The sequence below is a fragment of the Roseateles sp. YR242 genome (assembly GCF_900109745.1).
Lineage (GTDB): Bacteria > Pseudomonadota > Gammaproteobacteria > Burkholderiales > Burkholderiaceae_C > Roseateles.
Genome location: NZ_FOAV01000007.1, coordinates 245,328 through 267,845 on the forward strand (window position 1 = coordinate 245,328; position 22,518 = coordinate 267,845).

Genomic DNA, 22,518 nt, shown 5'->3' on the forward strand with positions numbered 1-22,518 from the left:
GGCCTCGCCCCTTGGTGAAGCGCTATGAAATATCTCCACACGATGGTCCGCGTGACCGACATCGAAGCCTCCCTCCAGTTTTATCGCGATGCCCTGGGCCTCCAGGAAGTCCGCCGTTTCGAGCATGAGGCTGGACGCTTCACGTTGATCTATCTGGCGGCCCCCGGTGACGAAGAGGCCCAGATCGAGTTGACTTACAACTGGGATCCCGAGACCTACACGGGCGGACGCAATTTCGGTCACGTGGCCTATGCGGTGCCCGACATCTACGCTGCCTGCCAACGGCTGATGTCGCACGGTGTGCTCATCAACCGTCCGCCGCGTGATGGGCGCATGGCCTTTGTGCGCTCCCCTGACAACATCTCAGTGGAATTGCTGCAGGACGGTCCGGCGCTGCCGCCGGCCGAGCCCTGGATTTCGATGCCCAACACCGGCGCCTGGTAAAGCGCTGGCTCCGATCCCTTCGCAAGGCTGGATAGGATCGAACCTGCGGGCCCTGGGGCGGAGGACGACCTTGATTCAAGGAAGGTAAGGTCATGCGTGAGACGGCTTTGAATCCTTGCGCCAGTGGCTGGCGTTCAGTGCCCCGGGCGCTGACGCTGGTGGCCGCTTGCTGCGGCGCCTGGAGTGGCGCGGCCAGCGCCCAGGTCGGCGAAGGCGCCGCGCCGCAGCCGCCATCGGTGGGTGCGTCAGCCGGGCTGTCTGCCCCAGCGCCCGCTCCATCGTCGGCCGCATCACCTGCCGCTTCCCCTGTCACGCCCGCGCCCCGCTATTCCTTGCTGCCCACCCAAGGCAAGCTGCTGCTCACTGGCGGAGTGAGCAGCATAGACGGCGCCGCTGGGGGGGGCTTGACCCCCTGGGCCCTCACCGGCAGCTACGCCACTGATGGGCAGGTGGGCGCGACCGCTTTCTACACACGCCTGCCCACGCAGGACTATGGCCTGACAGGTTATGGCGCTCTGGTGGCTTTCGGCGAACGTGCCGAACTCTCCGTGGCCCGCCAGGACTTCGCGGCGGGCGGCACTGGCGCGGCGCTCGGCTTGCCGGGCCTGCATCTCAAGCAAACCATCGTGGGGGCCAAGCTGCGGTTGGCCGGCGATGCCGTTCTGGACGCAGACACCTGGATGCCGCAACTGGCGCTGGGCGTGCAATACAAGCATGTGGACGCAGGTGGGCTGAATCCGACACTGTCCGCGCTGGGGGCCAAGCGCCATGGGGTGGATATCTACCTCAGCGCCACCAAGCTGTTCCTGGCGCAGAGCACTCTCGTGAACCTCACGCTGCGAGCCAGCAAAGCCAACCAGAACGGGCTTCTGGGCTTCGGTGGCACGGCCAGCAGCCGCTATTCGTTGCTGCCCGAGGTGTCGGTGGCCTACCTGCTGAACAAGCACTGGGCCATTGGGGCTGAATACCGCATGAAGCCGGACAAGCTCAATCCGTCCGTGCTGGGCGATGCCCTGAAGGAGGACGACTGGAAGGACATCTTCGTGGCGTGGGCCCCCAACAAGCGGGTGTCACTGACGGCGGCTTATGTGGATCTGGGCCAGGTGGTGCCTGGTATCCAGCCCCGCCGCCAGCGAGGCGTGTATGGCTCTATCCAGCTGGCGTACTGAATCCGAGAGGAGCACCGCATGAATCACCAAGCTTCCCTGATCCGTCGTGGCGTGGGGGCGCTGGTGTGCGCTGCCGTGCTGATGGTGATGCAGGCCCTGGCTGCAGGGGCCGCTCGCGCAGCGGACGATTCGCTCTATCGCGCGCTGGGAGGTGAAGAGGGCATTACCCGCATCAGCGCCGGCCTGGTGGAGCGCGCTTATGCCGATGAGCGGATCAAGCACATCTTTCAGGAGACAAATCCCCGTTTCCTGGCTGAGCAACTGCGCAAGCAGTTCTGCGAGCTTAGTGGAGGGCCCTGCAAGTACGACGGTGAGAACATGAAGAACTCACACGCCAAGCTGGCCATCAACAAGGCTCACTTCAATGCGCTGGTGGAGGACCTGCAGGCTGCGATGGATGCGCAGGGGGTGCCCTTCATCGCGCAGAACCGCCTGCTGGCGCTGCTGGCGCCCATGCACCGGGACGTCATCACGCGCTAGGGCGTGCGGCAGCGTCGTGAGGCGGGGCGGTAGATGCCGGTTCCAGCAACATCCAGGGCCGGGCTTGTGATGGAAAGCTTTTGGCTCTGTCGTAAGCCTCTTCCAGCCGTCTGCCTCGGAGAATCCAGCCGCTCTGGCGCGGGGGCTGCTTCCAATCTTCGGTGGAAATGCCGAAGTTTTCGCCATTTGCATCCTTGCCAAGCAGCATGCTATGGGCTTCGGGAGTGCACATCAGGAGCGTCTGGCCTGGCCGCAGGGCGTTCACGGCAGGGTTAATCACGCGTTCGAACAGGTCCAGCTTCCAGCCTTTTCCTGAATCCCTGGGAAGCGGCATCAGTTCGAAGAGGGACGGGTCCAGCTTTTCGTGGCCTTGGCACATGGGGCCCTGCATGGCCGGGTCACGGAATATGTCCGAGAGCATGCCCAAGAGCATCCTGGTCCTGATGTTGCGTTCTTCCAGCAATTTCACCTTTTCGGGCCACGAGGGGGGCTTGGCTTGAGCCGCTGTTTTGCGAACCGGCGGCTTGGCGCGCTGGGCCTGAGCAGCGGTTTCTGGGGGCCGAAGGGTCGGAGGTGCATGCACTTTCAACATGTGCAGGTAACCCTCGTGAGAGCCAGTACCCAGGTATTCGTGGAGCACTAACAGCGCGTCGGTCCCCTCGCACCCGAGTGCTTGCATGGTTCCCAACCACCTCGAGGCAGTGTTCAATTCGCCGGTGCCGAGGGTGTGAGAATTCGGGGCCCTGGGGGCAGTCGCGCTAGCGCTCACCTCCGGGTCGAGCATGGGTGAGGAATGGGACGGCGACACGAACATGTTGACTCTCCTCGGCGGTAAGTGGCTGCGGTGGAGGATGAGTAAGGTGCTTGCTTGAGGGGTTCCGCGCTCGCACGGCATCCTGGATGGCCCCACGCTGTGACGCGTGGGGAACGGACTACCGCTCGGGCTGCGGCTCCCCTCGAAATGTGGGCATCGGGCCATCGAAATCAAAGCGCCACCGTTTCGGAATTCAAGTGAATCACGAGGTACCGCCCCTCAGAACAGCGGTAGTTTCGGAGTTTGAGGAATTAGTCGATTGGAAGGTCCGAATGTGGCATCATTTCGGAATTCAAGAAATTTTCCGCTAAGACAGGCCTTGGTCATCGACATCTTGGGAATTCCGAAATGAACGCAAGCACCTCCTCTGAGTTAATGCGCATCACGGGTCCAGCCGACCTGGGGCCAGCCATTCGCGCGCGTCGCCGCGAGCAATCACTTCGGATCGATGACGCGGCTTCTCTGACCGGCGTCTCTGTCGATCTACTGTCCCGCCTGGAAAACGGCAAGGGGTCGGTCCGGCTCGACAAACTGCTGGGCGTGCTCGATGGACTGGGGCTGATGCTCGTGCTTGGCCCCAAGGACCATCCGTGGATGCAGGCGACGGCGCGCCCGCAGGCCACTCCCCCTGAGCAGTCATGACGCCGATCCCGGGACCCGCCATGCCCCACGCCTTGAACCTATGGGCCGATGGTCAGAGCGTCGCGTCCTTGGGCTATGCCTCGCTGGACGACCGTTGGTCGCTGGACTACGACCCCGACTGGGTCAAGATGCCGACGTCGTTTCCGCTGTCGCCTGCCCTGCCGCTTGAGCCACCGGTCGACGGCTACGCTGCCGGCGCCGTCAAGCGTTTCGTGGACAACCTGCTCCCCGAAGGGCGTGCGCTCGACATCACGGCGACGACCTACAAGGTGTCCAAGTCCAACATCTATGCGCTCATCAGCGCGCTGGGCACAGAGACCACGGGTGCGTTTCGCTTTTGGCCATCCGGCGAAGTCCCGCCTGCCACCACCACGACCCCGCTGCGAGAGGTGACCCGCCAGGAGTTGAACAAGCGACTGGACGAGCGCGACGACATTCCGCTGGCGGTCTGGGACGGCAAGGTGCGCATGTCTATCGCAGGTGTGCAGGACAAGCTGATGGTCTATGTGGACGGTGCCTTGGTGGAGGGGGGGCGCATGTTCCTGGTCGAGCCCCCCTTGGCGTCGACGCACATCCTCAAGCCGGAGCCCGAGCGACTCGGGACACCACATCTGGTGGTCAACGAGCACTTCTGCATGTCCTTGGCCCATCGCATGAGGCTGCCGGTGGCCGAGGTCGCCATCTACAGGACGCCGAGACCCGTCCTGGTGGTCCGTCGCTTTGACCGCGAGGTCGTGCACAGCGACCGAGGCCAACCAGGGGTCAAGGTGAGGCGTCTGCACATCATCGACGCTTGCCAGGCATCGGACCTGCCTGCCGCCTACAAGTACGAGCGCAACCTCGGGAGCGGAGAGCACGTGCGCAACATCCGCGAGGGCGTGAGCTTCGAGGTGCTCTTCGATCGAGTGGCGCAAACCGTTAACAAGGCTACTGCGCGCCTGACCCTGCTCAGGTGGGCGCTGTTCCAGTTCCTGATTGGCAACTGCGACGCGCATGGCAAGAACTTTTCGTTCTTTGTGCGACGCGAAGGGCTAGAGCCTGCGCCTTGGTACGACTTGGTGAGTGTGGTGCAGTACCCGGGCATCGACCAGGAGTTGGCCATGGCCTGGGGCGACGCGTTCAAGCTGGAGGAGGTGGCGGGGTTTCAGATGGCAGACTTCGCCCAGCGCTGCGGTGTCGATAGGCGTTTGCTCCACCGGGAGGCCTTGCGACTGGCCAAGCTGGCGACGACGCATGCCCCGGTGCAGGCGTTGAGTCCGGACTATGTGGACGATGGCGAGCGCGCGTTCGCCGGCCAACTTCGGGACTTCGTGCTCGGCCAAGCCGTCAAGCTGACAAAGCTCACGAGTGATGCGGCCAAGATAAAAGACGAATATCTGTAGGGCCAGAAATCTACCAGACCGCTATGCACGCGCTGCGTACCCGCTGCCTACCGGCATCCCAAACGAAAAACGGCGACCACTTTCGTGATCGCCGTTTCTGTTTCTGTGAGCCACCGATGTTCAATGGCTCTTAATTTGGTGGCCAAGGGCGGAATCGAACCACCGACACGCGGATTTTCAATCCGCTGCTCTACCAACTGAGCTACTTGGCCTTTTTTTGTCTTCGCTGCCAGCGCTGCTGAACACCGAAGACCGCGACTATAGCACTAAATTCCGCCCCCGCGCTTGTTCCGCGAAAGATCAACACCCAGCTGTTTCAACTTGCGGTACAGATGGGTGCGTTCCAGCCCCGTCTTCTCCGCCACGCGGGTCATGGAGCCATTTTCCTTGGCGAGATGGAACTCGAAGTAGCTCTTCTCGAACGCATCGCGCGCTTCACGCAGCGGGCGGTCCAGCTCAAACAGTTGTTCGGAGGCCAGCCCCTGATGCTGCACCGGGGCCGGCGCCGCCAGGCTGGGCACACCGGCCAGCGAGGTGCTCGCCGGCATCACCGGCAGCGATTCGGGGCGGATATAGCTGGGCAGGCCCACCACCGGTGCCGGCGGCGCCGGGCGCGGGGCGGTCTTCACCAGCGCCTGCTCCACCGAACGCAGCAGCTTCTGCAGCGTGATGGGCTTTTCCAGGAAGGCCATGGCACCAAACTTGGTGGCTTCCACCGCCGTGTCGATGGTGCCGTGGCCGCTCATCATGATCACCGGCATCGTCAGCTGCCCGGTGCTGCCCCATTCCTTCAGCAACGTGACGCCATCCACATCCGGCATCCAGATGTCCAGCAGCACGAGGTCCGGCCGCGAACGCTCACGCGCAGCACGCGCCTGCTGAGCGTTTTCTGCCAGTTCGATGGTGTGCCCCTCGTCCGAGAGGATTTCTGACAGCAGGGCACGAATGCCCAGTTCGTCGTCAACAACAAGAATGGTTGCCATGTATGCCTACTGTTCACGCGGGCCGAGGCGCGTCTGGCGCAAGGCTCGGTGCAGTCGCGAGTTTTGAAAATGATAACGAAACTTGCGCACCTATCGGGGCCTGATCGGCGTCACCTGCAGGATGAAGATTGATCAAACGGATGCGGGCCCCGTGCTCATCTGCGATTTTCTTCACCACGGCCAGTCCCAAGCCCGTGCCTTTGGCCTTGGTCGTGACGTATGGCTCGAAGGCGCGGTTCAGCACCTTCTCCGCGAAGCCCGGGCCGTTGTCCGTGATGACCAGTCGCAAGGCGCGCAGTTCGCCCAGCTCGCTGAGCGCCTTCTGTGTGCGCACCGTCACGCGCCCATCCGGCCGCTCGCTGACCGCGTCCAGCGCGTTCTGCACCAGGTTGTGGATGACCTGGCGCAGCTGAGGCGCATCCCCCAGGATGAGGGGGGAGGCCAGGGTGAGATCGGCCACCAGCCGGCCGGCCTCCTGGGCCTCGGCGTACAGCGTCAACACCTCCGTCACCAGTTCGTTCACGTCCAGCGGCGCGAGCTTGGCGGCCGGAAGGCGAGCATAGTCGCGGAATTCATTGACCAACTGCTTCATCGCCTGCACCTGGTTCACGATGGTGCTCACGGAGCGCACCAGCATGGCCTGGTCGGTGCCTTCCAGCTTGGATTCCAGCTTGAACTGCAGCCGTTCTGCCGACAGTTGAATCGGTGTCAGCGGATTCTTGATCTCATGCGCCAGCCGTCGCGCCACCTCGCTCCAGGCGGCGGAGCGCTGGGCGGATACCACCTCGCTGATGTCGTCAAACACCACCAGGCGCGCGTCATGTGGCAGGGCCGCGCCACGCACCAGCAAGGTCAGCGTGGTCTGGTCATTGAGTTGCAGCTCGAAGGAATCCTGCCAGTGCTCGCGCTCGCCAGACTCGGGGCTCTGCAACTCGAAACGCTGCCAGATCGACTTGGCAAAGGCTTCCAGCGGCTCCAGTTCTTCCAGCCCTCGGCCCACATAGGCGGAGAGCGGCAGCCGCAGGATGCGTGTCGCCCCCGGGTTGACCGATTCAATGCGCTGATCGGCACCGAACACCAGAACGCCTGCGGTCAGGTTGTCCAGAATGGTTTGCAGGTGGGTACGAGCGCTTTCCAGTTGCGTCACGCTCTGATCGACCTGGGCGCGGGCATCGGCCAACTGCTGGGTCATGTCCGCAAAGGAGCGGGTCAACCCGCCCAGTTCATCGCGGGAGCGGAACACCGGCTTGGCCTTCAGGTCCCCGGTAGCCACTTCCCGCATGCCCTCGGCCAGCAGCAGCAGCGGCTGCACCAGCTGGTTGGACAGGGCGACTGCCAGCAGCAATGCCGCAAACACCGCCAGGATCAGCACCAGTGTCAGTGTGCCCAGGTACATGCGCCGCAGGCCATCCCGCAGCAGCGAGCGTTGCAGATACTCCTGGTTAGCCGCCTGCACATTCAGTGCATTGCTCACCACCTTGCCGCTGATGTTGCGCACCACCATGAGGTAGCGGTCGCTGTTGGTCAGTTGCAAGGCGCTGCTGGGCAGCAGGGCAATAGCGCGGATGCGGGCTTCACCCAACGCCGCCTGCTGTTCGTCCTCCAGCCCCTCCAGCCGGGACACGACCCCGTTGGCGCGGGCCTGGCTGAGCATGGTGGAGGTGGGGCGGTCTGGAATGCCGTCGGCATCACCGCCCGCAGCCAGCAGCACCTGGCCATTCCCGCCAAGCAGGGCCACACTGCGGGCCGACAACTGGTCTCGCAGCCGTTCCAGCGCCAGTGGAGCCAACGCACTGTCTTCCCAGCGTTCCGCCGCGCTGCGGGTGCGAGCGCTGAGTTCACTGCGCGCGTTGTCCAGCGTGTCCTGGCCCAGCGCCAGGCCCGCCTCCAGCGCACTCGCCAGCCGCTGGTCAAACAGGCTCTCGATGCTGCGGTTCACGAACTGGTAGGAGACCGTGTAGATCAGCACCCCCGGCACCACGCCGACAAATGCAAAGATGCCGGCCAGCTTCAGCAGCAGGCGGCTGCCGAAGCGCCCGCGCTTCACACGAAGCGCCAAGCGCGCGCCGGCCACACCAATGACGATGATCAGTGCGGTGGCCACCGCCACGTTCACCCAGAACAGCCAGACGTAGTGACGCTCCAGGAAGCCGCGCTGCGCGGTCGTGCTGATGGACAGCAGGAAGGCCAGCATGCCGCTGGCGCCCGCAATGGCCACCACCGAAATCAGCCAGGCCAGGCGTGCCGCTTTGGTCACAGGTGGGAGTCCTTCAGGGTCGGGTCCACGGGGGCAGGAACAGTCTGTCGCGGCGCAATGGGAGGTCGAGGCCTGTCAGGGCTGCGGTCGGTTGGGCGGCGGCGTGGCGGGCACATCCAGGTTGAGCTGCAGCAAGCGCTCCACCGACAAGGCCCATCCCTGCCCGGCACCCAGGCCAATCTGCATCGGACGGGGCAACTGACTGGTGTCGAGTTTGTAGCTGAACTCGACGTAATAGTGGCCATCGTCTTCGATGTCCTTGCCATCCGCCACCCGCCAGCCGGAAACACCGCGCAGGGAGGCCACGGCCTCGCCGAGCGTGTCATAACTCTGGTGCAGGCCGCCGGTGCTGACGCGGTATTGGCGGGTCAGGGGTTGCCAGGTCAGGCGCCAGGTGCGGGTGGCCTGGGCCACGCGGGCATCGCGCCAGTACCAGCGGTTGCGCAGCACCTGCACATCCGCCACGAAATAGATGGCCACGCCTTTGAGCAGTGCGTCTTCGGCGGGCTTGGGCAGCTCGAATCGGGTGCTGAAACTCAGGGCCAGGCCGTCTTCTGCCCGTTCGGCATTGAGCTGCTGCAGCGCCACGCCCTGCGCCAGCGCCCAGGCGTGCATGGCCAGCAGGGCGCCGACCAGGGTCAGGCGCCGCAGCCAGGAGCGCAGCGAAACGAACGGGCGGAAACAGGTCACGCGGAAGGCAACTTCTGGAGCAAGGCGTAGAAGAAGCCGTCGGTTACGGCCGCGCCGCCTCGCGGTGGGTCTTGCGAAGCATTGTCAGCGAGCGGAAGGAGGTGACCGGCTCCCCGCGCGAACTGACGCCACCGGGCGTCGCCATGGCGTTGCAAAAACGCGTCGATTTGATCCTGACCCTCCGCCTTGAAGACGGAGCACGTGGCATACAACAGCCGTCCGCCCGGCTTGAGCAAGGGCCAAAGGGCCTCCAGCAGTTCCGCCTGGATCTTGGCCAGGGCCGGGATGTCGGTCGCCCGGCGCAGCCAGCGCACGTCCGGATGGCGGCGCACGATGCCGGAGGCGCTGCAGGGAGCGTCCAGCAAGATGGCGTCAAAGGGCCGGCCATCCCACCACACCGCGGTATTGCGGGCATCTGCCGCCTTCACCTGGCCCTGAAGATGCAGGCGCTCCAGGTTCTGCTGCACACGCTCCAGGCGCTTGGCATCGGTATCCAACGCCAGGAGATCCAGGTGGTTGCCAGCCAATTCCTGCAGATGCGCCGTTTTGCCGCCCGGTGCAGAGCAGGCGTCCAGTACCCGTGCGCCATGGGCCAGCAGCGGCCAGGCCTCGCCTGGGGACAGGTCTTGTGGCTGCATCTGGCCCAGCAGCAGCGGGGCGGCGAGCTGGGCCGAGGCGTCCTGCACCGAGGCGTCCCCCTCGGAAAAGCCCGGCAGGGCCTGGACCGGCTTGGGTTCGTCCAGCACCAAGGCCTGGGTCCAGAGCTCACCGGCCGGGTGTGCCGAGATACCGGCCTCTGTCAGCCGTTGCTGATAGCTGGCGGTGCTGCCCTGCGCGGGGTTGACCCGCAGTGTCATGGGCGGGCGTTGCTGATTGGCGGCCAACAGCTCGGTCCAGACGTCCGGCCAGTCCTTTTGCAATTGCTCCTGCCACCACCGGGGGTGGTTCCAGGTGGCGATCGGGTCGTCTCGCTGTGCGTCGAGCAGCGCCTCGCGCTCGCGCAGGAAACGGCGCAGTACCGCGTTCACAAAACCGGCGCTTTTGGGCGAGCGCCGCCGGGCGGCTTCCACCGCCTGGTCCACCAGGGTATGTTCCGTGTAAGCAGTCTCGCCGGGCCAGAGCAACGCCAGGCCCGTCACCAGCAACGCGTCCACCCGCGGGGGCGGCGCCTTGGGGGCCAGGCGGGCCCGGACGGCCTGCACGGCGCCAAGCCGGCGCAGCACGGTGAAACTCAGGGCCTGGGCGCCGGGGCGCACGTCGGCAGGGCACCGGGCCAGCCAATCGGTCAGGGAATGCCCATCGCGGACGGCCTGGACGGCGTCTGCGGCAGCGCTCAACAGGCGGTGCAGCGGGGGAGAGGAGGCAGGGGCGGACAACACCGCTGCAGTTTAAGGGGTGGTGGGGTCGGTCGCCTGACGCGGGCGAACCTTGTTCCAACGCCCCGCATCTCGCAATGACTTGTATTTGCAGGGACAATCACTACGCAGGCTCGTGCCCCGACGGGTCTGCGCAGCGTTCCCTCAGGGTTCCTTTTTACCGACCTTTACCTACGGGACACGGCTCGTCCGCGCACCCACGATCCATGACAGGCACCCCCAACTTGAGCGCCGAGGCCCTGGCGGCTCTGCCGGCGTCCGAGCGAATCCGCTACCGACTGGTCAAAGCGCGTAAGCGCCATCATGCCAATGACAACATCGCGGATTTCGTAGAACCCGGCGAGCTCGACCAGCTCCAGATCGAGGTCCAGGCCAAGATGCAGGAGGTGCTGCAGGCGCTGGTGATCGATACGGACAGCGACCACAACACGCAGGAGACCGCCAAGCGCGTGGCGAAGATGTTCCTGCGCGAGGTCTTTGCCGGTCGTTATGACCAGGCGCCTTCGGTGACGGAGTTCCCCAACGCCGAGCGGCTCAATGAGCTGATGATCGTTGGCCCCATCACCGTGCGCAGCGCCTGCTCGCACCACCTCTGCCCCATCATCGGCAAGGTGTGGATCGGCGTGCTGCCCAATGAGCATTCCAACCTGATCGGTCTGTCCAAATACGTGCGCCTGACGGACTGGGTCATGAGCCGCCCGCAGATCCAGGAAGAAGCCGTCACCATGCTGGCCAACGAATTGCAGCAGCGCGTGCGCCCGGACGGGCTGGCCATCGTGATGGATGCCGACCACTTCTGCATGCACTGGCGCGGCGTGAAAGACATGGAATCCTCCATGATCAACAGCGTGATGCGCGGCGCCTTCCTGAAAGACCCCAACCTGCGGCGTGAATTCCACTCATTGATTCGCGGCAGGGACTGATCAACACCCCAAGGAGTTGCCATGCTTGTCCGCCTTGTTTATGCCAGCCGTGCTTCGCATGACCTGAGCCCGCATGACCTGCAGGACATCGTGCGCCGCTCGCGCGAGCACAACACCGAGGACGGCATCACCGGCCTGCTCTGCTTCTCCGGCGGCACCTTCATCCAGGTGTTGGAGGGGGCGCGCGAGCCGGTGAATGCCCGCTACAAGCGCATCGTGATGGATGAGCGCCACGACACACCCACCTTGATCGACTATGAGGAGATCTCGGAACGGCGCTTCGCCGGCTGGGCGATGGGGCAGGTGAACCTGCAGCGGCTCAACACGGCGCTGCTGCTGAAGTACGGGGAGACGCAGAAGCTCGATCCCTTCCGCATGACTGGCGCGGCGCTGACGGCGCTGTTTGACGAACTGGTCACGGCCGGCGCGATCGAATGTTCCGGACCTGAGAGTCGCTGACCGCCGCCGAAGGCCACCGAGGGTCGCTGGCCGCTGCTGATCACCGCTGAAGCAGTGCTGCGTCTCGTGGGGCTCACGCCAGCATGTCGCTCCACAAGGTGCGGGCCCAGTGCCAGGCGTAACGGGCCTCCAGCGCCGTCGGTCCGTCGGAGACACCGCCTGACCCGGGCACCGTCCGATAGGTCCGCTCCTGCGCCAGATAGCGATGCACGCTGGCCACGTGGATCACCTGCTCACCATCGACATGGCTGTAGCAGGTGTTGGTCAGCATCGGTTCTGCATCCGGCGCCTGGCCAGCCAATGCGCTGAGCACGGCGGCGGCGGCCACCTTGGCATGGGCATTGGCCATGTGCCCGCTCTTGGGCATGGCCGGCGCCACCTGGATGGCGTCGCCGATGATGTGCACGTCCGGCGCCACGGTGGAGGTGAAGGTCTGGTAGTGGATGGGGCACCAGCGGCCCGCCGCGGTCTCGCCTGCCAGCCCTGCCGTGCGTGCAATGGTGCCGGCGCGCATCGCTGGCAGCACATTCAGTACGTCCGCCCGCTCCGGTGGTTGCAGCTCGAAGCGCACCGAACCCCCTGGGTCACGCCCCGTCTCCACCGCCACGGCCTTGTGCAGCGGCCGGTATTCAAGGATGCCCGCGTAGCGCTCGGCCCAGATCTTCTTGAACAGCGGCCCCTTGGAGGTGATGTCCGGATTGGCGTCGAACACCAGCAGCTTGGCGCGCGGCTTGGCCTTCTTCAGCCAGGCGGCCACCACGCTGGCGCGCTCGTATGGGCCGGGGGGGCAACGGTAGGGCGCTTCGGGGATGGTGACTGCAAAGACGCCGCCCTCCGGCATGGCTTCGATCTGCCGCCGCAAGCTCACCGTTTCCGGCCCCGCCTTCCAGGCCTGAAGAATCTGGCCTGATTGATGGGCCGCCTGCAGCCCTTGCACACTGTCCCATTGCAGGTCGATGCCGGGCGAGACGATCAGGCGGTCATAACGCAGCGGGTCCCCGTGGGCCAGCAGGACCAGCCGCCGGGCGGTGTCGATGTGGACCACATGGTCGCGCACCAGCCGCACGCCGTGCTGCTGTTCCAGCGAAGCCAGCGGGCGGCTCAACGCATCAATGGATGTGAACCCGCCCAGCACGAGGTTGGACAGCGGGCACGACACAAATCCCGCCTGAGGTTCGATCAGCACCACCTCCAGTTGGTGGCCCGACCACAACCGCAGATAGCGCGCTGCGGTGGCCCCGCCGATGCCGCCGCCAATCACCACCACCCGGGCGGCACGCCAGCCTGTGTGGGCCTGTGCAGTCCCCCATGCGGCCGCAGCGGCACTGCCCAGCAGCCAATCGCGGCGCCGCATCATGGTTGTTCTCCTCGGCCTCGCCGATCGCCGGAGTGGTCTTGGTGCGCCCGCTGTTCGGAGGGCCTGGATGCCCCCGATGCGCCTCTCGCCTCACGTCGTGATGAACGTTGCGCGGCAAAATACTGCGCCAATGCCGTGATCTGGCCGTCGTCATAGCCCTTGGCCAGTTGCGGCATGACGGTTCCCGGGCGGGTGCCGTTCTTGAAGGCGCGCAGCATCGCCGCAAGCTCATCCGCCGGGCGTCCGGCCAAACCCGGGATGGCGGTGTCGGCGACGGCGTGGCCGTTGGTGCCATGGCAGGCGGCACAGGTGGCCGCCAGGGATTTCATGGCGAGGGGGATTTCATCGTGCAGGGCACGGTCGGTGGGGATGGCGGGAGTGTCCGCCCATGCCACAGGCGACAGCGCGGCCCACGCGCCCAACGCTCTCAACACCAGCGACCATCCCGCCTGTTCGAACATTGGCCCCTCCCTCGCGCCAGCCCCTGTGACGCTGAGCGAGTGTAGGAAAACCGCGAAGAGACGGCCAGGGCCTCGTCAGAGGCTGCGTGACTCTGAAAACCCGAAGAAGCTGACCAGCACCCGGGTGGGAAACTGCCGTACAGCCTCGTTGTAGTTCTGCACCGCCTGGTTGAACATCTGGCGGGAGAACGCCCGCTGACGGTCCACCAGCTTGAGTTCATCCACGATGCTGGAGAGTGCCGCATCCGACACCAGTTCGGAGTGATGCTCCACCAGCGAGATCAGCCGCGTCAACGCTGCGCCATGCACGGCGGAGGTGATGGCTAGCTGGGCAATCGGGTCGGCGGCATGGGGCTTGGTGCGCACGGCCAGGGTGGCGGCCTGCGCCTCGGCCTGAGCGGCGGCCAGTGCGTCGATGCTGGCCTGCTCACTGGGCAGCCGCTCGCGCAGATGGGCCAGCAGCGATTCGCCGAGCGCGGCCCGCCGGGTGAGGGCGTCGTCCAGCTGCCCGAAGGCCTTGCCGATCTCATTGCGCAGCAGCATCACCCGGTTGTAGGCGCCGATGCCCCAGAAGAGCAGCACCGCGCCGATGAACCACAGGCAACGTTCCCAGATCACGCTCACGATCGATCCTCAGCCGCGGGCCTTGGCCTGCATGAACGCCTCGTAGCCCTTGGCCCGCAGCTCGCAGGCGGGGCACTGGCCGCAACCCCAACCCCAGGCGTGACGGGTCTCGCGCTGGCCCAGGTAGCAGGTGTGGGTGTGTTCGATGATCAGCTCGTTGAGCGGTGTGCCGCCCAGCGCCTCAGTCAGGGCCCAGGTCTGGGCCTTGGTGATGAACATCAGCGGCGTTTCCACCGTCATGGGCGCGTCCAGGCCCAGGCTCAGAGCCACCTGCAGCGCCTTGAGCGTGTTGTCCCGGCAGTCCGGGTAGCCGGAGAAATCCGTCTCGCACATGCCGCCCACCAGCACGGAGGCGCCGCGGCGGTAGGCCAACGTGGCAGCGAAGGTCAGGAACAGCAGGTTGCGCCCCGGCACAAAGGTGTTGGGCAGGCCGTTGGCCTGCAGCTCGATGGCGCGTTCCTGCGTCAAGGCGGTGTCCGAGATCTGGCCCAGCAGGCTCAGGTCCAGCAGGTGGTCTTCGCCCAGCTTGCCGGCCCATTGCGGGAACTGTGCGGTGATCTGCTGGCGCACGGTCTGGCGGCAGTCCAGTTCGATGCGGTGGCGCTGGCCATAGTCGAACCCCAGCGTCTCCACCTCGGCGAACCGGTCCAGCGCCCAGGCCAGGCACGCGGTGGAATCCTGGCCGCCGGAAAACAGCACCACGGCCTTGCGGCTGGAGGCGATGACGGCGTTGGGGGGTGTCAGGGGGAGGGATGCGTCGGACATGGGGAGCGGAGTTCAGGGCGTGCCAGGCCAGAAGTGTGCCAGGGCTGCGCCCGCAACGCTGCGATGCTCGCCCCCGGCAGCAACTCCAGGTAACGGACCCGGCCGGAGCCGCCTCTGCGCACCAGAGCGCGCCGAACGCACGCAGCGTCGTTCAAGCGGGGCTCTGGTTAGGAAAGAGGGCCACCGCCGGGCCGCCCCAAGGTGGCCCGCAGTCCCCTTGGGGGGCGGATGGACGGGCCTTTGGCCCGAACAGCCGGGGGCTACTGTCTTGTTTCACCTTGGCCGAGGACGATCCATTTCATCGAAGTGAGACCTTCGAGGCCGACGGGACCGCGGGCGTGGAACTTGTCCGTCGAGATGCCGATCTCGGCCCCCAGCCCATATTCGAAGCCATCGGCAAAGCGGGTGCTGGCGTTCACCATCACGCTGGCGGAATCCACCTCGCGCAGAAAGCGCATCGCGTTGGCATGCAGCGTGGTCAGGATCGCGTCGGTGTGGTGCGAGCCATGGTGGTTGATGTGGGCGATGGCTTCGTCCAGGCTGTCCACCACCTTGATGCTGATGATGGGCGCCAGGTATTCGGTGCCCCAGTCTTCCTCGGTGGCCAGTGCCAGCTTGGCGTCCGGCACTTCCAGCAGGGCCGCAAAGGCCTGCGGGCAGGCACGCATCTCCACCCCCTTGGCGGCAAACAGCCGGCCGATGCGGGGCAGGAAGGCGGCCGCCTGATCGGCATGCACCAGCAGCGATTCGGTCGCATTGCAGGGGCTGTATTTCTGGGTCTTGGCGTTTTCCACCACCACCAGCGCCTGTTCCAGATCCACCTGGGCGTCCACGTAGCAGTGGCAGTTGCCGTCCAGATGCTTGATCACAGGTACGCGGGCGTCGCGGCTGATGCGCTCAATCAGGCCCTTGCCCCCGCGCGGGATGATCACGTCCACGGCATCGGGCATGGCGATGAGCAGGCCCACGGCGGCGCGGTCGGTGGTGTTGACCAGTTGCACACCTTCGGCGGGCAGACCCGCTTCTTCCAGGCTTTGCGCCACCAGGGCGGCCAGGGCCAGGTTGCTGTGCAAGGCCTCGGAGCCACCCCGCAAGATGCAGGCGTTGCCACTCTTGATGGCCAGGGAGGCCGCCTCGATGGTCACATTGGGGCGGCTCTCGTAGATCATGCCGAACACGCCCAGCGGCACCCGCATCTGGCCCACACTGATGCCGGTGGGGCGACGCTTCACGCCGGTGATCTCGCCGACGGGGTCCGGCATGCTGGCGATCTGTTCGCAGCCTTGTGCCACCGTGTCCAGTGTCTTGGCGTCCAGCCGCAGGCGGTCTACCAGCGGGGCGGCCAGACCGGCTTCGCGGGCGGCACTCAGGTCGCGCTCATTGGCGGCGGCCAGGGCCGGGCCACTCTCGCGCAGGCGGCGGGCCAGCGCCAGAAGGGCGTTGTTCTTGGCAGCAGTCGGTGCGGCGGCCATCAACGTCGCGGCGCGACGTGCGGCCTGGCCCACGCTGGTCATGTAGGCAACGAGGTCGGTCATGGTGCGATTCTGAACCAAGCTGGGACTGGCCTGCCCATCGAATCCCACCACCCCACCCTTCGCGGGGCCGGGTCGGGCGCCCGGCGGCGTTGCAAATCCTCGCCATAGCGCTGCTATGGCTGCGGTTTGCGCCTTGCCGGACACCCGACCCGATCCCGCGACCGAGCGGCATGAGCGAGTGTCCGGCCCCAGGACCGTTACGGCTTGGGGGCGGCGGGTACCGCGGCGGGGAGCAGGGCGCCGTTCACGTCACGCACTTCGAGCGGTGTGCGGCCCCAGGTTTGCAGCTGCGGCAGCACCTTGGACTTGTCGCCCACGGCCACCACGATCAGGCCGGTGGGATCGACATAGGTGCGCGCCGCCTGCAAGGCGCTGGCCGCCGTCACGGCGCTGTACTTGCGCGGCAGCGAGGTGATGCTGTCGGCCGGCTGGCCCACGGCCCACTCGCTGGCATAGGTGGACGCCACCACGCGATTGGTGTCGAACAGGCCGGGCAAGGCCAGCAACTGCGCGTTGCGGACCCGGTTCAGCTCGGCCGCACCCATGGGCTTGGCGCGGATGCCGTCAATCTCCTTGAACATGTCGCTCAGGGCCGGACCCGTCACATCGGTGCGCACGCTGCCCCGGATGCCAAAGGTGCCGCTGTCACGGTTCAGCGAGAAGCCGGAGTAGATGCCATAGGTGTAGCCCTTCACCTCACGCAGCTGCGTGTTGATGCGCGACGTGAAAAGACCGCCCAGCGCTGCGTTCATCACCTTGATGTCGGTCGCCACCGGCACGCCAGCCTTCGGGCCGGGCGACACCACGGCCAGCGCCGTCTGCGGCGAACCCGGCTTGTCCACCAGCACCACACGGGCAGCCACCGGGCGGGCCGGTGCGGCGTTCACCGTGGGGGCGGCCGACGTCGGCTTGACCCAGCCGCCGAACAACTTCTCGGCGAGCGGCCGGAGTTCGGCTTCGGTCAGGTCACCAGCGACCACCAGGGCCGCCTCGTCCGGCCGGTAATGAGCCTGCCAGAACTGGCGCAGCGCCACCGTGTCCGTGGCCGCGATCGAGGCTTCCGTGCCCAGGCCATTGGCAGCCAGCGGATGGCCGTCGCCGTACACCACGCGGTTGCCGACCAGGGAGGCCACCGCCGGCGCCTGTTCGCGCTGCTGGGCCAGGGCGGCCAGGCGCTCGCCCTTCAGGCGGGCGACCTCGGTCTCGGCAAAGGCCGGGTTCTGCGTCACATCGGCCAGCAGGGCCAGGCTCTGCGCAAAATTGGTCTTGAGGCTGCTGACCTCCACGCGGGCCTCGTCACGGCTGGAGCTGCTGGTCAGCGTGGCGCCCAGGTTGCCGGATTCATCGGCAATCTGCTGTGCACTGCGCGATTGCGTGCCCTGCTGCAGCATGGCGGCGGTGAAGCTGGCCAGGCCCGGCTTGTCCGCCGGGTTGGTGGTCTGGCCGGCATGAACCACCAGCGTGGCACTGGCCAGCGGCAGGCCAGGGTTGGCCACATGGATCACCGTCAGGCCGTTGGCAAGGGTGAATCGGTGGCCGTCCGGCAGCGACAGCGCCTTGGCCTTGCCCCCCTTGGGCTGCTGGTGGCGCCAGGCGGCGTCCGCGTTCAGCGATTCCCGTTCGTTCTTGCCCGCCTTGGTGGGCGCCGGGGGCGTCGCCACTTCAGCGGCCAGTTGCTGCTCGCCCGGTGTGGCGTAGATCACCACGCGGGACTGCTTCTTGAGCTGCTGCGCCGCCACGTCACGCACCTGCGCACCGGTCATGGCCTGGTAACGGCCCAGGTCCTTGGCGATGTAGTTGGGGTCGCCCGCCTGCTGGTTGTAATAGTTGATCTGGTCCGCCAGGCCCTGCAGCTTTTCCAGCCGGGTCAGCAGACCGGTCTCGATGGCTGCACGGGCACGGGCCATTTCCTCGGGCGTGGGCGGGTTCTGGGAGATGTCGGCCACGGCGTCGTCCACCAGCTTCTCGATCTCCTCCAGCGACTTGCCCGGCCGGGCCACGATCTCGATGTTGAACACCGAACCCAGGGACAGCGAGTACTGCTGCACCGACACGGACTGGGCAAGCTGCTTGTCGTAGACCAGCGTCTTGTAGAGCCGGCTGGACTTGCCGCCGCCCAGCACATGCGAGGCCACGTCCATTTCCGCATCACCAGGCTGGAACACGGCGGGGGTTTGCCATGCGATGTTCAGACGCGAGAGTTCGATCCGGTCGGTCACCGCAATGCGTTTCTCTTCGGTGATCTTCGGCTGCGCCACCTGCACCGGCGGTACGGCTTCACCGGCCTTGAGGGGCCCGAAATACTTCTCCACCAACTTGCGCGCGTCCGCCGGGTTGAAGTCGCCCGCCAGCACCAGCGTGGCGTTGTTGGGCCGGTAGTAGCGGCGGGCAAAGGCCTTCACGTCACGCAGCTGGATGGACTGGATATCCGCATGCGAGCCGATGACGGAGGCGTAATAGGGGTGATCTTCCGGATACAGCGCGTGGAACAGGGCTTCCTCGACGATGCCGTAGGGCCGGTTTTCCACGGATTGGCGGCGTTCATTGCGCACCACGTCCTGCTGGTTGGCCAGGGAGACCGAATCCACCTCGTCGATCATGTAGCCCAGCATGTCCGACTTCAGCCACAGGCCCAGCTCCAGCTGGTTGGAGGGCAGCGTGAAGAAATAGTTGGTGCGGTCGAAATCGGTGGAGCCGTTGGAGTCGGTGCCCCCCGCGGCATCAATGATCTGGTCCGCCTGGCCGCGCGGGATGTGGCGGGTGCCGGCGAACATCAGGTGCTCGAAGAGGTGGGCGAAGCCCGTCTGGCCCTTTGCCTCGTTGCGGGGCCCGGCATGCACCCACAGGTTGAAGGCCACCAGCGGCAGGCGGTGGTCTTCCACCAGGATCACCTCGAAGCCGTTGGCCAGCTTGACCTTCTCCAGCTTGACCTGCAGCGTGCCGCCATCGGTCGTGATGGCACTGCCGGCGCCCGGGGGCGTGGCGGCCCAGGCGGTGGCGGCAGCCAGGCCCCCGACGTTCAGGGCGGCCCAGACAGCCAGAGTCAAGGTCTTGATGCGCATGGCGTGTATCCCTGTGGGATAGGAAAAATGTCGATGGGCGCACCCTACACAGGGTGGCGCCGGCTCACAAGTGCGGGAAGCTCATGTGGACATGGGCAACCGGCAGGTTCAGCGCCCCAGCCAGACCGGAATGGCCAGCCAGATCGGCGCGGTGACGGCAAACAGCAAGGTCGCCACCACCACCGCGCCGGAGGCTTCGCGCTCCAGCGTGCGGTAGCGCTGCGAGAACATCATGGCATTGGAGCCCGGTGGCAGCGCCGCCATCATGACGATCACCGCCAGCCCCAGGCCGGACAGGCCGAAGAGCCAATGCGCCACCACCAGCACCAGCGTGGGCAGAAGCAGCAGCTTGATGGCGATCAGCCCCAGCATCTCCCGCCATTCGGTGGGCCAGCCGTAATAAGAGAGCGACATGCCGATGAGCACCAGGCACAGCGGCACCACGGCGCTGCCCAGCATCTGCAGCACCTCGTCCAGCACCCGGGGCAGCGCCATCCCGGTCAGATTCCAGGCAAAGCCGGCCAGCACCGGCAGCACCACCGGATGGATGATGGTGTTGCGCATGGTGACCAGCAGCGTGGACATCAGGCTGGCCCCGGTGGCGTGATGGCGGGCCAGGTCGGACTCCACCAGCACGGTGGCGATGGTCAGCAGCGTGAGGGAATGCAGGCTGACGATGGTGATGTGCACCGCCAGGCCGTCCTCGCCGAACACGCCGGCCACCAGCGGCACCCCCACCTGTAGCGTGTTGCCAAAGCTGGCCGTGATGCTGCGCACCGCCGGCACGGCAGGGTTGGCGGGCCTGCGAGCCCGCTGCCAGAGGTAGACCCCCAGCAGCGCCACCACGACGGGGGCAAAGAAGGCGGCGATGGTCAGCCACGGCAGGGTGTCGAAATCCACCCGCGCCGTGGTGCGGAACATCAGTGCCGGAACAAACAGATAAAAGGCCAGGTTGGACAGCACGCGCGCGGGGTCGTTGTCGCCACCCGCCTTGCCCAGCCAGCGCATGTGTCCGACAAACCAGCCCATCGCCGAGGCGATGAAGATCGCCAGCAGCTTGGAAAACAAGATGCCTGTCATGGGCCAAAGTATGCCGGTGGCACGCGCCCGGCCCGGGCGGGCGCCGCACATGGGTGTTCGTCAGTGAAGCGGCGGTGCCTGCCCGGGGCCTCAGGACGCCAGCGGCAACTCCAGGGCGAAGCTGAAGCGGCTGCCGTGGGACGGCTGGGTCTCGACGTCGATCGTGCCGCCCATCAACCGGACCAGTTGCTGGCTGATCGCCAGCCCCAGCCCGGTACCACCCGCGCGACGGGTCTGGTCCGCCACCTGTTCGAAGGGCTGGAACAGCCGGCGCATCTGCTGCGGCTCCATGCCGATGCCGGTGTCGGTGACCGTGAAGCGCAGCACGATGCTGCTGGGGCCCCTGGCGACCAGATCCACCGTCAGCCCAACCCGGCCGGTGTCGGTGAACTTCACGGCGTTGGAGAGCAGGTTGAGCAGTACCTGCCGCAGGCGCTGGCCGTCGGCGCGCACGCGGGCGGGCAGCTCCGGGTCCAGTTCGACATCAAAGGCCAGACCTTTTTCTGCCGCGCGGGGCCGCATGGATTCGCTGCACATCTCCAGCAGCGCCCGCAGGTCCAGCGGGTTGAGCTGCAGCGTGAGCTTGCCGGCTTCGATGCTGGCGACGTCCAGCAAGTCGGTGATCAGCACCAGCAGGTGTTCGCCCGATTCCCGCATCAGCCGGATCTTGGACTGCTGGCTCTCGGTGAGCGATTTGTCCATCTGCAGCAGCTGCGCAAACCCCAGGATGGCGTTGAGCGGGGTGCGGAACTCATGGCTCATGGTGGCCAGGAAGCGGCTCTTGGCCTGGTTGGCGGTTTCTGCGCGCTGCTTGGCCTGGGAGAGCTCCACGGTGCGCTCGGTCACCAGGTCTTCCAGGTGGTCCCGATGCTGACTCACTTCCTGCTCGGCCAGGCGGCGCTGGGTGATGTCGCTCACCAGGCCCTCGATCCGGGGCTCGCCGCCGTCCTGGACCAGATGCAGGCTGAGTTCCATCCAGAGGTCGCGCCCGTCCCGCGTGGTGACCAGCAGCGGCACCTGCTGCAGCAGGCGGTGGCGTTCCAGCGCGCGGGCGAGGCGGCGGTATTCGTCGTGCTCGATGCGCACGGCCCGGCGCAATGTCAGGCGCTGGGCCTGCGCGGGGCTGTGCATGCCCAGCATATGGGCCAGGGCCTTGTTGATGCGCAGCAGCCGGCCCTGGCTGTCCGCCTGGAAGATGCCTTCCGCCGCATTCTCGAAGAGGCTGCGGTAACGCTGCTCGCTGTCGCGCAGGCCTTCGGCGAACTCATGCAGCTTGGTGCTCATGGCGTTGAGCTGGTCGGTCAGGTCGCCAATTTCGTCGGAATGCTCGGGCGTGATCTGCGCGCCCAGCTCCCCGCTGGCCACCCGCTGCGCCAGGCCGCGCAGCCGCGACACCGGGCGTTCCACCAGCCGGCGTACCAGCACATAACTGGTCAGGCCGATGGCCAGCAGCACGGTGGCCAGCAGGCTGGCCACCAGCCTGCGGGTTTCCCCCACGCTCTGGTCAATGTAGGCGCGGGTGTAGACGATGCTGGCCCGCCCCAATGCACCGGCCGGGCCGGTGTCCACACCGGCGCGATGGCTCAGCTCGAATTCCATGGTGGCGGGGCGGACGGCAGGGTCGGTGCGTTCACGCCGCAGCGTCTCCAGGCCGGGTGCGGTCAGCTCGATGGAATGCACCTCGGGGTCGGCCATGACCGCATCCAGCAGCTCGGAGAGTGCGGCGCCGTCCAGGTTCCAGACCGGCTCGGCAAAACCCCGAGCGACCAGTTGGGCCATGCGCCGCTGGCGCTCCAGCAGCTCGGCGTCGAGTTCTCGCTCGTGGCGGTTCACCCAGTAGAGGCCGATGAGCCCCACCAGGATGGTCGCGCTCAGGCTCAGCGCGGCCACCAGCCGCGTCTGGATGCTCAGCGTCGATCGACCCATGCACTCTCCTGATGCCCGAAGCGCAGTGTCGCAAAAAAAACCGGGCTTCCGGAGGTTCCCGGTGAGTTCGGGCCAGGTGTCCCGAAAGC

The 22,518-nt window shown here is 66.2% G+C and carries 20 protein-coding genes and 1 tRNA gene; 7 read left to right on the plus strand and 14 right to left on the minus strand.

Features of this window, described 5'->3' with window-relative positions:
• Window positions 1-24: 24 nt before the first annotated feature.
• From BMY53_RS15350 to BMY53_RS15360, 3 genes are all read left to right on the plus strand, one after another.
• Complete coding sequence (locus tag BMY53_RS15350) at window positions 25-444, plus strand: VOC family protein (protein WP_092947357.1); 420 nt, start codon at window positions 25-27, stop codon at window positions 442-444.
• Window positions 445-536: 92 nt separating this feature from the next.
• Window positions 537-1,613, plus strand: a complete 1,077-nt coding sequence (locus BMY53_RS15355; protein WP_092947358.1) for a DUF3034 family protein — start codon at window positions 537-539, stop codon at window positions 1,611-1,613.
• A gap of 18 nt (window positions 1,614-1,631) precedes the next feature.
• Entirely contained in the window at window positions 1,632-2,093 is a 462-nt protein-coding gene (locus BMY53_RS15360) for a group I truncated hemoglobin (protein ID WP_092947359.1), read from the plus strand.
• Here BMY53_RS15360 and BMY53_RS15365 read toward each other — a convergent pair.
• Window positions 2,083-2,685: a hypothetical protein gene (locus tag BMY53_RS15365; protein WP_143074089.1), complete on the minus strand. Its 603-nt coding sequence runs from the start codon at window positions 2,683-2,685 to the stop codon at window positions 2,083-2,085. The genes BMY53_RS15360 and BMY53_RS15365 overlap by 11 nt on opposite strands.
• Before the next feature lie 570 nt (window positions 2,686-3,255).
• On the opposite strand from BMY53_RS15365, the gene BMY53_RS15370 reads away from it, so the two are divergent.
• On the plus strand, window positions 3,256-3,549 hold the full coding sequence (locus BMY53_RS15370; protein WP_092947361.1) for a helix-turn-helix domain-containing protein: 294 nt from the start codon (window positions 3,256-3,258) through the stop codon (window positions 3,547-3,549).
• Window positions 3,546-4,931, plus strand: a complete 1,386-nt coding sequence (locus tag BMY53_RS15375; protein ID WP_255370217.1) for a HipA domain-containing protein — start codon at window positions 3,546-3,548, stop codon at window positions 4,929-4,931. Before BMY53_RS15370 ends, BMY53_RS15375 begins: the two co-directional genes overlap by 4 nt.
• Before the next feature lie 136 nt (window positions 4,932-5,067).
• Here BMY53_RS15375 and BMY53_RS15380 read toward each other — a convergent pair.
• The 5 genes from BMY53_RS15380 to rsmB all read right to left on the minus strand — a co-directional run bounded on the left by BMY53_RS15380 (window position 5,068) and on the right by rsmB (window position 10,237).
• Window positions 5,068-5,143 (minus strand) — tRNA-Phe (locus BMY53_RS15380).
• A 54-nt stretch (window positions 5,144-5,197) separates the two neighbouring features.
• Window positions 5,198-5,914, minus strand: coding sequence for a response regulator (locus tag BMY53_RS15385; RefSeq protein WP_092947363.1), 717 nt, complete (start codon window positions 5,912-5,914; stop codon window positions 5,198-5,200).
• A 13-nt stretch (window positions 5,915-5,927) separates the two neighbouring features.
• The gene (locus tag BMY53_RS15390) at window positions 5,928-8,171 is read right to left on the minus strand and encodes a sensor histidine kinase (RefSeq protein ID WP_092947364.1); all 2,244 of its coding nucleotides are present in this window, start codon (window positions 8,169-8,171) and stop codon (window positions 5,928-5,930) included.
• A 75-nt stretch (window positions 8,172-8,246) separates the two neighbouring features.
• Window positions 8,247-8,861: a DUF4390 domain-containing protein gene (locus tag BMY53_RS15395; RefSeq protein ID WP_092947365.1), complete on the minus strand. Its 615-nt coding sequence runs from the start codon at window positions 8,859-8,861 to the stop codon at window positions 8,247-8,249.
• Entirely contained in the window at window positions 8,858-10,237 is a 1,380-nt protein-coding gene (gene rsmB / locus BMY53_RS15400; protein ID WP_092947366.1) for a 16S rRNA (cytosine(967)-C(5))-methyltransferase RsmB, read from the minus strand. Before rsmB ends, BMY53_RS15395 begins: the two co-directional genes overlap by 4 nt.
• 206 nt (window positions 10,238-10,443) lie before the next feature.
• Between rsmB and folE the strand changes: the two genes are divergently transcribed.
• On the plus strand, window positions 10,444-11,160 hold the full coding sequence (gene folE, locus BMY53_RS15405) for a GTP cyclohydrolase I (RefSeq protein WP_092947367.1): 717 nt from the start codon (window positions 10,444-10,446) through the stop codon (window positions 11,158-11,160).
• A gap of 21 nt (window positions 11,161-11,181) precedes the next feature.
• Window positions 11,182-11,619, plus strand: a complete 438-nt coding sequence (locus BMY53_RS15410; protein ID WP_092947368.1) for a BLUF domain-containing protein — start codon at window positions 11,182-11,184, stop codon at window positions 11,617-11,619.
• Between the two features lie 73 nt (window positions 11,620-11,692).
• Here the strand turns inward: BMY53_RS15410 and BMY53_RS15415 are convergent, their stop codons facing one another.
• The 8 genes from BMY53_RS15415 to BMY53_RS15450 form a co-directional block, all read right to left on the minus strand.
• Window positions 11,693-12,976: an NAD(P)/FAD-dependent oxidoreductase gene (locus BMY53_RS15415; RefSeq protein WP_092947369.1), complete on the minus strand. Its 1,284-nt coding sequence runs from the start codon at window positions 12,974-12,976 to the stop codon at window positions 11,693-11,695.
• Window positions 12,973-13,305, minus strand: coding sequence for a c-type cytochrome (locus BMY53_RS15420; RefSeq protein ID WP_255370218.1), 333 nt, complete (start codon window positions 13,303-13,305; stop codon window positions 12,973-12,975). Before BMY53_RS15420 ends, BMY53_RS15415 begins: the two co-directional genes overlap by 4 nt.
• A gap of 207 nt (window positions 13,306-13,512) precedes the next feature.
• Window positions 13,513-14,061: a LemA family protein gene (locus tag BMY53_RS15425; protein ID WP_092947371.1), complete on the minus strand. Its 549-nt coding sequence runs from the start codon at window positions 14,059-14,061 to the stop codon at window positions 13,513-13,515.
• 9 nt (window positions 14,062-14,070) lie between these two features.
• On the minus strand, window positions 14,071-14,826 hold the full coding sequence (gene queC / locus BMY53_RS15430; RefSeq protein ID WP_092947372.1) for a 7-cyano-7-deazaguanine synthase QueC: 756 nt from the start codon (window positions 14,824-14,826) through the stop codon (window positions 14,071-14,073).
• A 260-nt stretch (window positions 14,827-15,086) separates the two neighbouring features.
• Window positions 15,087-16,361 (minus strand): glutamate-5-semialdehyde dehydrogenase, encoded by a 1,275-nt coding sequence (locus tag BMY53_RS15435; protein ID WP_092947373.1) that lies wholly within the window; start codon window positions 16,359-16,361, stop codon window positions 15,087-15,089.
• A 197-nt stretch (window positions 16,362-16,558) separates the two neighbouring features.
• Window positions 16,559-19,423, minus strand: coding sequence for a M16 family metallopeptidase (locus BMY53_RS15440; protein WP_092947374.1), 2,865 nt, complete (start codon window positions 19,421-19,423; stop codon window positions 16,559-16,561).
• A gap of 108 nt (window positions 19,424-19,531) precedes the next feature.
• The gene (locus tag BMY53_RS15445) at window positions 19,532-20,503 is read right to left on the minus strand and encodes an AEC family transporter (RefSeq protein WP_092947375.1); all 972 of its coding nucleotides are present in this window, start codon (window positions 20,501-20,503) and stop codon (window positions 19,532-19,534) included.
• Between the two features lie 90 nt (window positions 20,504-20,593).
• Window positions 20,594-22,429 carry an ATP-binding protein gene (locus BMY53_RS15450; protein ID WP_177200898.1) on the minus strand — a complete coding sequence of 612 codons (1,836 nt, stop codon included), beginning with the start codon at window positions 22,427-22,429 and terminating at the stop codon, window positions 20,594-20,596.
• Between the last annotated feature and the right edge of the window lie 89 nt (window positions 22,430-22,518).

What these genes read in the sequence shown, in the direction of transcription:
- BMY53_RS15415 (WP_092947369.1), bottom strand. Translation starts at nt 12,976, where the DNA reads ATGATGCGGCGCCGCGATTGGCTGCTGGGCAGTGCCGCTGCGGCCGCA.
- BMY53_RS15385 (WP_092947363.1), bottom strand. Translation starts at nt 5,914, where the DNA reads ATGGCAACCATTCTTGTTGTTGACGACGAACTGGGCATTCGTGCCCTG.
- BMY53_RS15410 (WP_092947368.1), top strand. Translation starts at nt 11,182, where the DNA reads ATGCTTGTCCGCCTTGTTTATGCCAGCCGTGCTTCGCATGACCTGAGC.
- BMY53_RS15355 (WP_092947358.1), top strand. Translation starts at nt 537, where the DNA reads ATGCGTGAGACGGCTTTGAATCCTTGCGCCAGTGGCTGGCGTTCAGTG.
- BMY53_RS15450 (WP_177200898.1), bottom strand. Translation starts at nt 22,429, where the DNA reads ATGGGTCGATCGACGCTGAGCATCCAGACGCGGCTGGTGGCCGCGCTG.
- BMY53_RS15440 (WP_092947374.1), bottom strand. Translation starts at nt 19,423, where the DNA reads ATGCGCATCAAGACCTTGACTCTGGCTGTCTGGGCCGCCCTGAACGTC.
- BMY53_RS15420 (WP_255370218.1), bottom strand. Translation starts at nt 13,305, where the DNA reads ATGAAATCCCTGGCGGCCACCTGTGCCGCCTGCCATGGCACCAACGGC.
- BMY53_RS15350 (WP_092947357.1), top strand. Translation starts at nt 25, where the DNA reads ATGAAATATCTCCACACGATGGTCCGCGTGACCGACATCGAAGCCTCC.
- BMY53_RS15435 (WP_092947373.1), bottom strand. Translation starts at nt 16,361, where the DNA reads ATGACCGACCTCGTTGCCTACATGACCAGCGTGGGCCAGGCCGCACGT.
- BMY53_RS15365 (WP_143074089.1), bottom strand. Translation starts at nt 2,685, where the DNA reads ATGTTGAAAGTGCATGCACCTCCGACCCTTCGGCCCCCAGAAACCGCT.
- BMY53_RS15445 (WP_092947375.1), bottom strand. Translation starts at nt 20,503, where the DNA reads ATGACAGGCATCTTGTTTTCCAAGCTGCTGGCGATCTTCATCGCCTCG.
- BMY53_RS15360 (WP_092947359.1), top strand. Translation starts at nt 1,632, where the DNA reads ATGAATCACCAAGCTTCCCTGATCCGTCGTGGCGTGGGGGCGCTGGTG.
- BMY53_RS15370 (WP_092947361.1), top strand. Translation starts at nt 3,256, where the DNA reads ATGAACGCAAGCACCTCCTCTGAGTTAATGCGCATCACGGGTCCAGCC.
- BMY53_RS15375 (WP_255370217.1), top strand. Translation starts at nt 3,546, where the DNA reads ATGACGCCGATCCCGGGACCCGCCATGCCCCACGCCTTGAACCTATGG.
- queC (WP_092947372.1), bottom strand. Translation starts at nt 14,826, where the DNA reads ATGTCCGACGCATCCCTCCCCCTGACACCCCCCAACGCCGTCATCGCC.
- folE (WP_092947367.1), top strand. Translation starts at nt 10,444, where the DNA reads ATGACAGGCACCCCCAACTTGAGCGCCGAGGCCCTGGCGGCTCTGCCG.